This is a genomic window from Amphibiibacter pelophylacis (genome assembly GCF_037688875.1).
Classification (GTDB): domain Bacteria; phylum Pseudomonadota; class Gammaproteobacteria; order Burkholderiales; family Burkholderiaceae_C; genus Amphibiibacter; species Amphibiibacter pelophylacis.
In genome coordinates, this window is the sequence record NZ_JAWDIE010000006.1 from 149,088 (window position 1) to 162,248 (window position 13,161).

12 protein-coding genes are annotated in these 13,161 nt (G+C 67.9%); 3 read left to right on the top strand and 9 right to left on the bottom strand.

The window, feature by feature from the left end; genetic code table 11:
- Positions 1-26: 26 nt before the first annotated feature.
- Positions 27-1,421, top strand: a complete 1,395-nt coding sequence (gene hemN, locus RV045_RS05560) for an oxygen-independent coproporphyrinogen III oxidase (RefSeq protein WP_423234783.1) — start codon at positions 27-29, stop codon at positions 1,419-1,421.
- Positions 1,422-1,436: 15 nt separating this feature from the next.
- Here the strand turns inward: hemN and RV045_RS05565 are convergent, their stop codons facing one another.
- From RV045_RS05565 to prfB, 5 genes are all read right to left on the bottom strand, one after another.
- The gene (locus tag RV045_RS05565; RefSeq protein ID WP_423234784.1) at positions 1,437-2,456 is read right to left on the bottom strand and encodes a class 1 fructose-bisphosphatase; all 1,020 of its coding nucleotides are present in this window, start codon (positions 2,454-2,456) and stop codon (positions 1,437-1,439) included.
- 38 nt (positions 2,457-2,494) lie between these two features.
- Positions 2,495-5,221 (bottom strand): aminopeptidase N, encoded by a 2,727-nt coding sequence (gene pepN / locus RV045_RS05570; protein WP_423234785.1) that lies wholly within the window; start codon positions 5,219-5,221, stop codon positions 2,495-2,497.
- A 39-nt stretch (positions 5,222-5,260) separates the two neighbouring features.
- Positions 5,261-5,959, bottom strand: coding sequence for an HAD family hydrolase (locus RV045_RS05575; protein ID WP_423234786.1), 699 nt, complete (start codon positions 5,957-5,959; stop codon positions 5,261-5,263).
- Positions 5,960-6,056: 97 nt separating this feature from the next.
- A complete protein-coding gene (locus RV045_RS05580) occupies positions 6,057-6,347 on the bottom strand; it encodes a nucleotidyltransferase family protein (RefSeq protein ID WP_423234787.1) in 291 nt (96 codons plus the stop codon).
- A gap of 22 nt (positions 6,348-6,369) precedes the next feature.
- A protein-coding gene (prfB, locus tag RV045_RS05585) for a peptide chain release factor 2 (RefSeq protein ID WP_423234800.1) occupies positions 6,370-7,474 on the bottom strand; the annotation gives its coding sequence in 2 pieces (ribosomal slippage) (positions 6,370-7,392 and positions 7,394-7,474; 1,104 coding nt in all).
- Positions 7,475-7,744: 270 nt separating this feature from the next.
- Between prfB and RV045_RS05590 the strand changes: the two genes are divergently transcribed.
- On the top strand, positions 7,745-7,957 hold the full coding sequence (locus tag RV045_RS05590) for a hypothetical protein (RefSeq protein ID WP_423234788.1): 213 nt from the start codon (positions 7,745-7,747) through the stop codon (positions 7,955-7,957).
- 31 nt (positions 7,958-7,988) lie between these two features.
- Here RV045_RS05590 and RV045_RS05595 read toward each other — a convergent pair whose 3' ends face one another.
- Positions 7,989-8,924, bottom strand: a complete 936-nt coding sequence (locus RV045_RS05595) for a mechanosensitive ion channel domain-containing protein (RefSeq protein WP_423234789.1) — start codon at positions 8,922-8,924, stop codon at positions 7,989-7,991.
- A gap of 52 nt (positions 8,925-8,976) precedes the next feature.
- On the bottom strand, positions 8,977-10,089 hold the full coding sequence (locus tag RV045_RS05600; RefSeq protein ID WP_423234790.1) for a methyl-accepting chemotaxis protein: 1,113 nt from the start codon (positions 10,087-10,089) through the stop codon (positions 8,977-8,979).
- A gap of 244 nt (positions 10,090-10,333) precedes the next feature.
- On the opposite strand from RV045_RS05600, the gene RV045_RS05605 reads away from it, so the two are divergent.
- Positions 10,334-10,915: a C40 family peptidase gene (locus RV045_RS05605; RefSeq protein WP_423234791.1), complete on the top strand. Its 582-nt coding sequence runs from the start codon at positions 10,334-10,336 to the stop codon at positions 10,913-10,915.
- Between the two features lie 77 nt (positions 10,916-10,992).
- Here the strand turns inward: RV045_RS05605 and RV045_RS05610 are convergent, their stop codons facing one another.
- Together RV045_RS05610 and sppA are read right to left on the bottom strand one after the other, a co-directional pair.
- Positions 10,993-12,228: a patatin-like phospholipase family protein gene (locus RV045_RS05610; RefSeq protein WP_423234792.1), complete on the bottom strand. Its 1,236-nt coding sequence runs from the start codon at positions 12,226-12,228 to the stop codon at positions 10,993-10,995.
- Between the two features lie 21 nt (positions 12,229-12,249).
- A partial coding sequence (gene sppA / locus RV045_RS05615; RefSeq protein ID WP_423234793.1) for a signal peptide peptidase SppA occupies positions 12,250-13,161 on the bottom strand: 912 nt, incomplete at its 5' end.

Below are 13,161 nucleotides of genomic sequence, written 5' to 3' on the forward strand. Positions count from 1 at the left end.
TGACCCTATCCCGACTGGACTTTGCCGTGAGTGCCCTTCTCAGCGACGATCTGCTGCGCCGTTTTGACATCCCCGGCCCGCGCTACACCTCTTACCCCACCGCCGACCGTTTTCACGACGCTTTTGGTGAGCCCGATCTGCTGCAGGCGCTGCGCGAGCGTGGCAGCGATGCGCAGCGTGCTGCCGCGCCGCTGTCGGTCTATGTGCACATCCCGTTCTGCGCGTCGGTGTGCTACTACTGCGCGTGCAACAAGATCATCACCCGCCACACCGAGCGCGCCGCGCCCTACCTGGCGCTGCTGCAGCGCGAGATCGGCCTGATCGCCACGCATCTGGGCGCTGGGCGGGCGGTGTCGCAGCTGCACCTGGGCGGCGGGACGCCCACTTTTTTCTCGGACGACGAGCTGCGCACCCTGATGGACAGCCTGCGCGCCGCCTTTGGCCTGGCGGCGGATGGCGAGTTCGCCATCGAAGTCGATCCGCGCACCGTCACGCCCGAGCGCCTGCAGGCGCTGTGGGACATGGGCTTCAACCGCCTGAGCTTTGGCGTCCAGGATTTCGACCCCGACGTGCAGCAGGCGGTGCACCGCATCCAGCCCGCGCAGGGCGTGTTTGATCTGATGGCGGCGGCACGGGCCATCGGCTTTCGATCGATCAACGCCGACCTGATCTACGGTCTGCCGCGCCAGACCCCGGATTCGTTCGCGCGCACGCTGGAGCAGCTGGTGCAGCTTGCGCCCGATCGCGTGGCGCTCTACGCCTACGCGCACCTGCCTGCGCGCTTCAAGCCGCAGCGACGCATCATCGACGCCGAGCTGCCCGCGCCCGGCGACAAGCTGGCGCTGCTGCGCGGCGCGCTGCACACGCTGCAGGCCGCCGGATACGAGCACATCGGTATGGATCACTTCGCCCGGCCCGACGACGCGCTGGCTCAGGCCAAGGCGCAGGGACGGCTGCACCGCAATTTCCAGGGCTACAGCACCCAGCCCGACTGCGATCTGATCGCGCTGGGCGTTTCAGCCATCGGTCGCATGGGCGACACCTACAGCCAGAACGCCAAGACCCTGGAAGAGTACGAAGCCGCCCTGGGCGCCGGACACCTGCCCGTGGTGCGCGGTCACCGCCTGAGCGCCGACGACCTGCTGCGCCGCGATCTCATCATGGCCATCATGTGCCAGGGGCGGCTGGACGCCGACGCGCTCTCGCTGCGTCTGGGCCAGCCTTTCGCCAGCGCTTTTGCGTCCGAACTGGCGCGCCTTCAGCCCCTGGCCGAGGCGGGCCTGGTCGATATCAGGGCTGGTGGCCTGCGCGTCACCGAAGCTGGATGGTACCTGGTGCGCGCCATTGCCATGGTGTTCGACACCGGTCTGAACCGCGCCACTGCGGCGGGCGGGCGCACGCAGTTCTCGAAGATCATCTAGCCTGGCGCAGCAGGCTCAGCCCTGCGCCTGGTCGTGATACCGCATCACCGCTTCGACCTCGTCGCGCGAACCCAGCACCACCGGCACGCGCTGGTGCAGCTCGGTCGGAACGATGTCCAGGATGCGCTGCGTGCCCGTGCTGGCCAGGCCCCCGGCCTGCTCGACGATGAAGCCCATGGGGTTGGCCTCGTACATCAGGCGCAGCTTGCCGGGCCGGGTGGGGTCGCGCGTGTCCCAGGGGTAGAGGAAAACGCCACCGCGCGTCAGGATGCGGTGCACGTCGGCGACCATGCTGGCCACCCAGCGCATGTTGAAATCCTTGCCGCGCGGGCCATCGGCACCGGCCAGGCAGTCGTGGATGTAGCGCCGCGTGGGCTCGTCCCAGTGCCGCATATTGCTCATGTTGATGGCGAATTCCTGCGTCGCGGGCGGAATCTGCACGTTCTCGGCGGTGAGGATCCACGAGCCCAGCTCGCGGTCCAGCGTGAACACCGAAACGCCATCGCCCACCGTCAGCACCAGCGTGGTCTGCGGCCCGTAGACGCAGTAACCCGCGGCGGCCTGGGCCTTGCCGGGCTGCAGGAAATCGGCCTCCGACACGCCGCGCGCGTGCCCGACCTTGCGCAGCACCGAGAAAATCGTGCCGATGCTGACGTTGATGTCGATGTTGGACGAGCCGTCCAGCGGATCGAACAGCAGCATGTACTCGCCCTGCGGGTAGCGGTTGGGCACGACGTGGATGGTGTCCATTTCCTCCGAGGCCATGCCCGCCAGGTGGCCGCCCCATTCGTTGGCTTCGATGAGCACCTCGTTGGCGATCACGTCCAGCTTTTTCTGCACCTCGCCCTGGATGTTGGCGCTGCCCGCCGTGCCCAGCACTTCGCCCAGCGCGCCCTTGTTGACCGAAACGGCGATGTGCTTGCAGGCGCGGGCCACGACCTCGATCAGCAGGCGCAGTTCGGCCGAGATGTGGCCGTGTTCGCGCTGCTGCTCGATCAGGTAGCGGGAGAGGCTGATGCGTTGGGCTGTGCTCATGGTGGGCGGCTGTGTGCGGGTCAGAAGAGGGAAGGGATTCAGTCGGCGCTGGACTGCGGCGCCAGCGCGCGGGCGATGACCTCGCGCACGTCGCTGGGCAGATCGGCCTGGGCAACGCGCTCCAGCGCCGCGCGGGCGGCATCCTGCCAGGGGGGGGCCAGCACGCGCCAGCGCTCCAGCATCCGCGCCAGGCGCGAAGCCACCTGCGGATTGCGCGGCGACAGCGCCAGCACCTGGTCGGCCCAGAAGGCATAACCTTCGCCGCCGGGCAGGTGCAGACCCGCCGGGTTCATGCAGTAGCTGAAGATCAGGCTGCGCGCGCGGTTGGGGTTGGCCAGGCTGAAATCGGGGTGCTGCAGCAGCTGGCGCACGCGCGCCAGCGCGACGCCCGGAGCGCCATCCACCGGCTCGGGCGTGCGCGCCTGCAGCGCGAACCACTTGTCCAGCACCAGCGCATCGCCTTTGAACAGCTCGTAAAAACGCGCCAGCGCCTGATCGAACAGCGGGTGCCCGGCGGCCTGCAGCGCCAGCAGCGCGCCCATGCGGTCGGTCATGTTGCCCGCATCCTTGAAGCGCTGGTAGATGCGTCCGGGCCAGATGGCGTCGCCGCGCCGCTGGGCTTCCACGGCGATGTGCAGCAGTGCCAGGTGGGCCAGCTCGCGCTGCCCGGCCTGCTGGGCCGTGGGCGCGTAAGCGGCGCTGATCTGGCTCGCGTCGAAAGCCGCCAGCCAGTCGTCCCAGAGCTGCTGGGCGAGCTGCGCGGTGATCGCGCTGTGCGTGCGGTGTATGGCCTGCGGATCAACCAAGCGACCGCGCTCGGACAGGGCCTGCGCCCACTGCGCCTGCGCGGGCTGGCTGAGCACCTGCGCCTTGAAGGCAGCGTCCAGAGACGGGTCGCGCAGCACGGCGCGCAGCGCATCCACCAGGCGCGGGCTGAGCGGCGGCAGCGGGCTGGTCTGCTCCAGCGCCGCCAGGCCCTGATCCAGCAGCAGGCGCTGCGCGGCCTCGCAGCGGTTGAAGGCGTCGGCGTCGTGCGCCAGCAGCAGCAGGCGGTCGTCCGCGGACAGATCATCCTGCAGCAGCACCGGCGCCGAGAAGCCGCGCAGCAGCGACGGCACGGGCGGCTGGGCGATGCCGGTCCACGTCAGCGTGGTCTGCGCCTCGGTCAGCACAACGAGTTCTTCCTGGACGGCAGGCGCATCACTGCCCGCGCGCTGCAGGGGCAGGGCGCGGCCACTGGCGTCCAGCAGGCCCAGACGCACGGGGATCAGCGCCGCCTTTTCCTGACCGTGCACGCGCACGGCGGTGGGGTTGGACTGCGTCAGCGTCAGCGTGTAGGTCTGCGCGGCGGCGTCGTGCTGGCCGCGCGCGTGCAGGCGCGGCGTGCCAGCCTGCGCGTACCAGACCTTGAACCGATCCAGCTGCTGCGCCAGCGCGCTGTCCGGGTTGGCGTCGGCGATGGCCTGGGCGAAATCGTCGCAGGTCACGGCCTGGCCGTCGTGGCGCTGGAAGTAAAGATCCATTCCCTTGCGGAAACCGTCGCGGCCGACCAGGGTCTGCATCATGCGCACGACTTCGGCGCCCTTCTCGTACACCGTCATGGTGTAGAAATTGTCGATGGCGACATAGCTGTCCGGGCGCACCGGGTGGGCCATGGGGCTGTCGTCCTCGGGGAACTGCAGGGCGCGCAGCTGGCGCACGTCGGCCAGGCGGCGCACGGCGCGCGCCGAGGCGCTGCCCGCCATGTCCATGCTGAACTCCTGGTCGCGGAAGACGGTCAGACCCTCTTTGAGCGAGAGCTGAAACCAGTCGCGGCAGGTGATGCGGTTGCCCGTCCAGTTGTGGAAGTACTCGTGCGCAACCACCGATTCGATGCCGTCGAAATCGGCATCGGTGGCCGTGGCCGGTTTGGCCAGCACGTAGCGCGTGTTGAAGATGTTCAGGCCCTTGTTCTCCATGGCGCCCATGTTGAAATCGGGCACGGCGACGATCATGAAGCGCTCGAGATCCAGCGACAGACCGAAGCGGTGCTCGTCCCAGGCGATGGACGCCATCAGCGACTGCATGGCGTGCTCGGTCTTGTCCAGATCGCCAGCGCGCACGTAAATCTGCAGCAGGTGATCGCGTCCGCTGCGGCTGCGCACCTGCTGCTCGCGGCAGACCAGATCGGCGGCGACCAGCGCAAACAGATAGCAGGGTTTGGGATGCGGGTCGTGCCAGACGGCCTCGTGGCGACCTTCGGGCAGGTCGGACTGGCTGACCAGGTTGCCGTTGGACAGCATCACCGGGAAGCGCGCGGTGTCGCCGCGCAGGGTCACGGTGAAAACCGACATCACGTCCGGCCGGTCCAGATAGAAGGTGATGCGGCGAAAGCCCTGGGCCTCGCACTGGGTGAAGAGGCCGCCGCTGGAGGCGTAAAGGCCCGACAGCTCAGTGTTTTTGTCGGGCGCGACGGTGTTGCGCAGCTCCAGCCAGAAGGGCTCGGCGGGCACGCTGTCGATGGTGAGCGTGTCGCCCTCCTGGCGGAAACTGACGCTGTCACCGTTGATCTGCACGCGCAGCAGCGTCAGGCCTTCGCCGTCCAGCACCAGAGGCTGACCGGCAGCGTGGGCCTGGGGCTCGATGCGCAGGCGGCTGGCGACGCGGGTTTTGGCCGTGTCCAGATCAAAGCTGAGGTGGGTTTCGCGGATGTGGAAGGCCGGCGGAGTGTAATCCTGGCGGCGCACCACGCCGGTGTCGGCGGGGGCGGTGGAAGCAGCAGTCATGGGCGATCCGGAAAAAAGGGATGAGGTCGGGCGCTGCCTTCAGGGGGCGGGCGGCGTGAGCGGCGCGTAGCCGCAAAAATCAGCCATCACGTGGCTGACGTTGTCGTAGGTCTCGAACGCGCTGGCGGGCAGGGTGGTGGTCAGCGCCACGGCGCGCATCCCGGCGCGGCGGGCGGCCTCCACGCCCAGCGGGGCGTCTTCAAAGACCAGGCATTGTGCCGGGTCTGCGCCCAGGCGGCGCGCCGCTTCCAGAAAGATGTCCGGATGTGGCTTGCCGCGCAGCAGCTCGCCGGCTGCGCCGCCATGGCGCGCGTCGGCCGGACAGACGATGGTCTCGACCAGCTCATCCAGCCCGAAGCGCTGCGTGGCCAGCGCGATGTTGTCCGGCATCGAGGCCGTGCACACCGCCATGCGGTGCCCGGCGGCGCGGGCGCGGCGCAGGTAATCCAGCGCCCCTTTGATGGCCTGCAGCTGCGTCAGGGCGCGCTCGCGGTAGAGCCCTTCCTTGACCTTGGCCTCGGCCGCGATGGCGGTGGCGTCCAGGCGGGGCAGCAGCTCGCCCATGACCTCGGTGTTGCTGCGCCCGGCGGTGGCCTCAAAAAAAGCCTGCCCCTCGAAAGGCAGGCCGTGGCGCGCGTGCCAGTCAGCCCAGGCCAGCTCGTGCAGCGGCATGGAATCAATCAGCGTGCCATCCATGTCAAACAGCAGGACGTCGGTGGGAGCGGGGGTGTGGGTCATGGGGATCAAAGGCTTGTGTCGGTCTGCCGGGAAAATGATGCGGCCGCGTCTGGCGGTAAAAGTGGCGGTAGGTAATCCGGCAGACGATCAGCTGCGCTCATACCGGAACCGCTTCTTCCAGCACGGTTTTGCGGAACTGGTCGGGCAGGGCGGCTGGTGTGAGGACATCGACCGGGACGCCCAGAAGGCGTTCCAGACTGACCTGAATTTTGGCCACATCCATCAGGCTGGTTTCGGCAGTGGGCTCGATGAGGAGGTCAAGATCACTATTTTCGCCGTCCTTCCCGCGCAGGACAGAGCCGAACACCCGCGGGTTGCAGGCGCGATGCTCCAGCACGATCTGCCGGATGGCCGCGCGGTGCTGGTCAAGGGCGAATGAGGGCTTCATGGCGGTCTTTGTGACAAAGGCCTCACAGCCCCTGTTTCAGGCTCTCGGTGATGAAGGGGTCGAGGTCGCCGTCCAACACTTTTTGTGTGGCCGAGATTTCGACGTTGGTGCGCAAGTCCTTGATGCGGCTGTTGTCCAGCACGTAGGAGCGGATCTGGTGGCCCCAGCCCACGTCGGTTTTGGTGTCTTCCAGCTTCTGCTGCTCTTCCATGCGCTTGCGCATTTCGAAGTCGTAGAGCTTGGAGCGCAGCCGCCCCCAGGCCAGATCGCGGTTGCTGTGCTGGCTGCGGCTGTCCTGGCTCTGCACCACGATGCCGGTGGGCAGGTGGGTCAGGCGAACGGCCGAATCGGTCTTGTTGATGTGCTGGCCGCCCGCACCGCTGGCGCGGTAGGTGTCCACGCGCACATCGGCGGGGTTGATGTCGATCTCGATGCTGTCGTCGATTTCCGGGTAGACGAAAATCGACGCGAAGCTGGTGTGGCGCCCGCCCGAGCTGTCGAAGGGCGATTTGCGCACCAGGCGGTGCACGCCGGTTTCGGTGCGCAGGTGGCCGAAAGCGTATTCGCCCTCGATCTTGATGCTGGCGCTTTTGATGCCAGCGGTGTCGCCGGGGGTCTCGTCCTCGACGGTGACCTTGAAGCCCTTGCGCTCGCAGTATTTCAGATACTGGCGCAGCAGCATGCTGGCCCAGTCGCAGGCCTCGGTACCGCCCGCGCCGGCCTGAACGTCCAGGAAGCAGTTCAGCGGGTCGGCCGGGTTGCTGAACATGCGGCGGAATTCGAGCTCTTCCACGCGGCTGGACAGCGAGACGTTGTCGGCCTCGATGGTGGCCATGGCGTCGAAATCGTCTTCGGCGCGGCTCATTTCGAACAGCTCGCCGTTGTCTGACAGCCCCTGCGTCAGGTGGTCGATGGTCCCGACGACATCATCGAGCGATTTTTTCTCGCGGCCCAGCTCCTGGGCGCGCTTGGGGTCGTTCCAGACGTCGGGGTTTTCGAGTGTGGCGTTGACCTCGACCAGCCGCATTTTCTTGCGGTCGTAGTCAAAGATACCCCCGAAGCTGTTCGGTGCGGTGCTGCAGGTCGGCGATGTGGTTGCCAATGGCGTTGATGCGTTCGATGTCCATGGATAACAGGCCCAGCGGGTTCACGAAAAGCTCAATTTTCGCACGGCTGCGCCGATACAGCACACAGAGCAGACCCTGTCGGGGCGTTCAGCCCCGGGGATGACAGCGTGTCGGAATCTGGCTGACAGGCCCTCCAGGCCCGTCCCGACTGACAGGGCCTGCTGCACTTCGTAGAGTCAGATCAAGGCATCAGCGTCCGGTGCTGCCTGTCCCCAAGCCCCGAGATCCGGAACAAGGCAGCAGCGACTGCCCGCAGCAGGAGAAAGCCCCATGCGCACCCAAACCAGTCCCAAAAACCTGCGATTCAACCCCTTTTCGGCCCTGGTCGAGCCCGAGCGCGTGCTGGCCGCTGTGGCCAGTTCCGAGCGCCTGGCCCAGCTGGAAAGCCGCATCTGCCGTCCGCTGGACAAGCCCATCATTCCGCATGTGGCCACCGGCGTGGCGCCGGAAGACGATCTGCCTGCGCTGCGTCAGGCGAGCTGAACGGGGCGGTTTCGGGGCGTCATTCGAGTGATCAAGGTCGCCCGTCCAGCGTTTCGGGGGCCACAAACTGTGACAGGCTGGCGTCGGCCAGGGTGTCGGGCAGCGGATCGGGGTCGGGAAAGGCCTGGGTCAGAAACCCCTGGATGATGTGCTGCTCGATCTCCTGACGCTGGCTGTCGGGCATCACCAGGCGCACATGGAGGGCGTAGCAGAGGTCGGTGGCCGTCTGCAGCGTGATCTGCGGCTCGATCTGCGGGCTGTCGATGAAGTGGCGTTTTTTCTGTTTCTGCCACTGCTTGTAGGCGGGGGCGAAGTAGGGCAGCGTCTGCTCGAAAGCCAGCGCACGCACCAGCGCCAGGCTGCGCTGCGGCGGCACGCTGTAAGGCACCTGCATCTGAAAGTGATGCATCACATAAGAGCCCATGGTGTTTTCGCGCGACACCGTCTGCGTCAGCACCAGGCTGTTGGCGAAGGTCAGGATGCGGCCCGTCATCAGGTGCGTGCCCTGGCCGGGGCCGAACTCGAGCACCGTCGTGGCCAGCCAGCCGACATCAATGACGCGCCCGCGGATGGTCCCCAGCTGGATGTCGTCCCCGACCGAATAGCTGTTGGACGCACGGCGCACCAGCGTGCCCGATACGCAGAGAATGAGCTCTTTGGTGGCGATGATCAGGCCCACGCCCAGCGCCAGGACCGAGAGCAGCAGCGATTCGAGCTCGCGCGCCCAGATCAGCCCCAGGCCCAGAACCCCCAGCATGAACAGGATGTTGCGGCTGTTGACCAGCCACTGGCGGCGGTCCTCGATGCGCAGGCTTTCGTTCCAGCCCAGCAGGCGGCCGATGATCAGGCGCACCGCCACCAGAAACGCCACCAGGATGATGGAGCGCAGGATCTCCGGCCCGTGCTGGCTTTGCAGATCGTTCAGGGCCAGCTCGGCGTAGGACAGGGTTTTCTCGACGGGATTCACGGTGCGGCTTTCGGACAGTCAGCGCTATTGTGCCCTGTCCCGCCCGCCGTGCTCAGGCGGTGGCGAGCGTGGCCGGGGCCGGGTGGACGGGCTGCGGGGCGCAGGACACGCTCTGCGCCTGGTTCTGCGCCTGGTGGCTGGCGGCCATGCGCTCCAGGCCGTCGACCACGTCGCCGCTGGCGCTCTCCATGGCTTCCAGATCGGCGATGGCCTGGTCAGCCTGGCCCTGCTCCAGCAGCACCAGCGCCTGGCGGCCGTGACGGTGGACGCGGATGTGCGGCGCCTCGATGCTGCGGTAGCCGTCCAGCTGCGAATAGCACTGACGCCCGTCGCCCTCGTAATACCACTTGCCCATGCGGCAGCCGGTGTGGTCGGCCAGCTCGCGGGCGCGCTTGTCGGACACGCCAAAGAAGACCTTGTAAATCTCGAACTTGAAAATCAGGTGATCCAGCTTGGCCAGTTCGATGAAAGAGCGCATGGCGCTGTGCTCGATGGCGTGCTGCACCGCTTCGGACATGCCGGCCACCTGACCCATCTCGCGGGACATGCTGCCGCCTTCCCGGCTGAAGCGCTGCGCCTGGTCAGACAGGCCGTTGACGTGTTCGCGCAGGCCATTGGATTCGGCCTGGATGGCGCGCACCAGCGGCACGATGTTTTGGGTGGCCTGGTCGGTGTCGGCCGACAGGCGCTGCACCTCTTTGGCGACGGCGGCAAAGCCGGTGCCCTGCGTGCCCGCGCGGGCCGCTTCCACGGCGGCGTTCATGGACAGCAGGTGGGTCTGCGCGGCGATGCGCTGGATCAGCTCGACCATGTCGTTGATGCGCTGGCTCAGCGTGTGCAGCTGCTGCATGCCGTGGGCGGATTGGCCCGAGCTCTGCGCCAGCGACAGCAGCTGCTGCGACATCTCGTGGACCATGCCCTGGGCGTGCTGCGACATCTGCGCGGAGGTGCCTGCGCGGTCACGCTCTTTCTGCATGGTCTGCGCCATGGTCCCCATGCTGGCCTGCGAAGCCGTGAACGAGCGGCTGAAATGCGCCATGCAGCCGCCAATGGCGCGGTAATGGACGAGCTGCGCGCGGGCGCTGTCCAGCTCGGCGCGCAGCGCGCGGATTTCGTTGTCGCGCCCGTCGGGCTGTTCGTGGGCCGTGCGCCAGAAGCGAAGCATGTGGGGGAACTCCTGCGGCCTCACGGCCGTGCCAAAACCGTTCCACTGTATCGCCGCGACGCAGGTCATCTGGCCTGGATATCCGCCAGATAGGGCCGGTATTTCAAAGGAGCAGATGCCGCTGGCGGCGCGTGCTGCCAGGCCTGGTGTCAGGTGGGTGGAGTAAGGCCGCTCCGCCCCAGGGTGGCGGGCTTCGGGCCACTACAATCGGTGCAGATCTTTCACCCCAACCGCCTGATCGGCCATGGTGCACATTCCTTTTCCCGCTTCTGCCTCTGCTGATCCGCTCCGCCGTCAGGCGCTGCAGCGGAGTCTGCTCGTGCTGGGCAGCGCGGTGCTGGCGGGCTGTGCCTCGTCGCCCGTGCAGCGGCGCAGCGGCTCCGGGACGATCAGCGGGCGCGTGCCCGAACCGTCGCGCCTGGGCGGCAGCCTGATCACCCTGCCGGGCTCGGAGCGCGGCGCGGTGGTGCAGACCGCGCTGCAGCAGCTGGGCGTGCCTTATGTGTGGGCGGGCACCGACCCGGCGAACGGATTCGACTGCAGCGGGCTGATGGTCTACAGCTTTCGCGCCGCGCTGGGCGTTGATCTGCCGCGCCAGAGCGCCGACCTGGCCGCCGTCAGCCGCCCCATCGATCTGGCGCGCGCGCAGCCCGGCGATTTCGTGTTCTTCAACACCCTGGGGCGGCCGTTCTCGCACCTGGGGCTGTACCTGGGCAGCGGCGAGTTCATCCACGCGCCCTCCAGTGGTGGCCGCGTCAGCCGCGTCCGCCTGGACAACCGCTACTTCGCCCCGCGCTTCAACGGGGCAAGGACGGTGTTTGTGTGAGGCTGTTGGGTGGTTATTCAGCGGGCGTCACGTCACCGCCGCCGGCCTGGCCGACAGCTCGATCCCCAGGGCTTTCATCACTGCCAGCGTGGTGCGCAGGGCCGGGTTGCCTTCGGCGCTGAACTTGCCTGTGACAGAAACTCCACCAGCTCGTCCCGCCGCGCCAGGCCGTCGTCCCAGCCCAGACGGATCAGGGCGGCGATGAAACCGGGCGAGAAGAGCAGGTAGCTGGCCAGCACGCCGCTGCTGTCGGCCAGCATGCCCAGGCTGTCCAGGGCGTCGCGCAGGCCGGGTGGGAGCTGGCCCATGTGTTCGCGGGCGATTTCGTCGGGGCCGCGCGAGGGGTGGATGGCCATGACATCGACGATGCCGTGATCCAGCGTGCGCGTCGCCTCGGGCGGCAGCGAGCCGATCAGGCTGTTGATGCGGCGGATCTGGTCCATATTGCTGTGCAGCGTGTCGTGGAACACGCTGTTGAGCACATGCCCGGCGATGTGCGCCAGCGACGGGTGATCCTCGGTGCTGCAGGCCACGTCGTCGTCGGGCTGCGGGCCGGGGTTGGCGCTGATGACCAGAATGCGCCGCGCGCCCAGGTGCATGGGCGCCGACAGGGGAAAGGTGTGGCGCATGGCGCCGTCGCCGAACAGTTCGCGGCAGGGTTCGCTGGAGCCCGGGGCCATCGGCACGTCCAGCGCCACGCCAGGGAACAGAAAGGGGATGGCGCTGGACGCCATCACGTGCTCCAGCCGGATGTCGCTGGCGTGCAGCCGCCGCCCCGGGCGCTGCCACTGCGGCAGGGCGTGGCCGGGGCGCAGCTGGCAGAAGGTCCAGTGCTCGCCGCCGGTGTAGCTCGATGCGGTGATGCCCAGCGCGTCCAGCGGGCCCTCGCGCGTGGCGCGGGCCAGATCGGCCCAGTCGATGCCCTGGCGCAGGAAGTGCTGCAGCGGCGTGTTGTCCAGCAGCGCGCCCGTGCGCTGCACGCGCTGCGACAGCTGCCAGGCCAGCAGCCAGCGGTGCCAGGTGGCCCAGTGCGGCACGGGCAGGCGGTAGATGGTGTCGCCAGTCAGGCGCCGCCAGTAGCGCGCCAGTGCGGCCAGCGAGGACACGCCCCGGCTGGCGCGGCTGGCCAGAAAGGCGGCATTGATGGCCCCGGCCGAGGTGCCGAACAGCGAAAGAAAAGGGAAGTGCCCGTGCGGCCACACGGCCGCCAGCGCCGCCAGCACGCCCGCCTGGTAGGCGGTGCGCGCGCCGCCGCCGCTCAGCACCAGCGCGCAGTGGGCGCTGCCGGGCGGAGGGCGGGCGCTGGCGCTCATGCGGCGGAATCCTGACGGCGGCTAGTGCAGCCGGGCTGTGCCAGCCAGAGACTCCACCGCCGCCGCCCCGGCGCTGGCGCCAATGCGCTTGGCCAGACGCTGGGCGATGTTCTCGCGCTGCGTGTAGTTGATCAGCTCGGGCGCCTTGATGGTGTCGCGGGCCAGATCGTTCAGGCCGCCCAGGCGGTCGATCAGGCCCAGCTTGATCGCCTGTTCGCCCGTCCAGACCGCGCCGGAGAAGGTGCTGTCGTCTTCCTTCAGACGCGATCCGCGCCCGGCGCGCACGTCGGTGATGAACTGTTTGTAGATGGTGTCCAGCGCCGCCTGCATCACCGCTTTCTGGCCAGGCTGCTCGGGCGCGAAGGGATCCAGCATGTCTTTGTTGGGGCCGGAGGCCATCACACGACGCTCGATGCCCAGCTTGTCCATCAGGCCCGGAAAGCCAAAGCCGCTGGAAATCACCCCGATCGAGCCGACCAGCGAGGCGCGGCTGGCCACGATCTCGTCCGCCGAGGAGGCGATGTAGTAGGCCGCCGACGCGCCGATGTCGCCGATCACGGCGTAGACCTTGCGGTCCGGGTGCAGGCCGCGCAGGCGGCGCACCTCGTCGTAGACCAGTCCCGCCTGGACCGGGCTGCCGCCGGGCGAGTTGATGCGCAGCACCACGGCTTTGGCGTTGGGCGCGTCGAAGGCCTCATCCAGGCTCTGGATGATGTTGCTGGCACTGGCTTCGCTGTCGGCGCTGATCTCGCCGCTGATGTCGATCACGGCGGTGTGCGTGCCGTCATGCGCTTCGCCGCTGAGCGAGCGCTGCGTGAACAGCCCCCAGGCGATGGCCATGAACAGCGCCAGCCACAGCGCGCGGATGGCAATGGTCCAGCGCCGCTCGATGCGCCGCTCGCGCACCATGGCTTTGGCGAAGTCGTACATCAG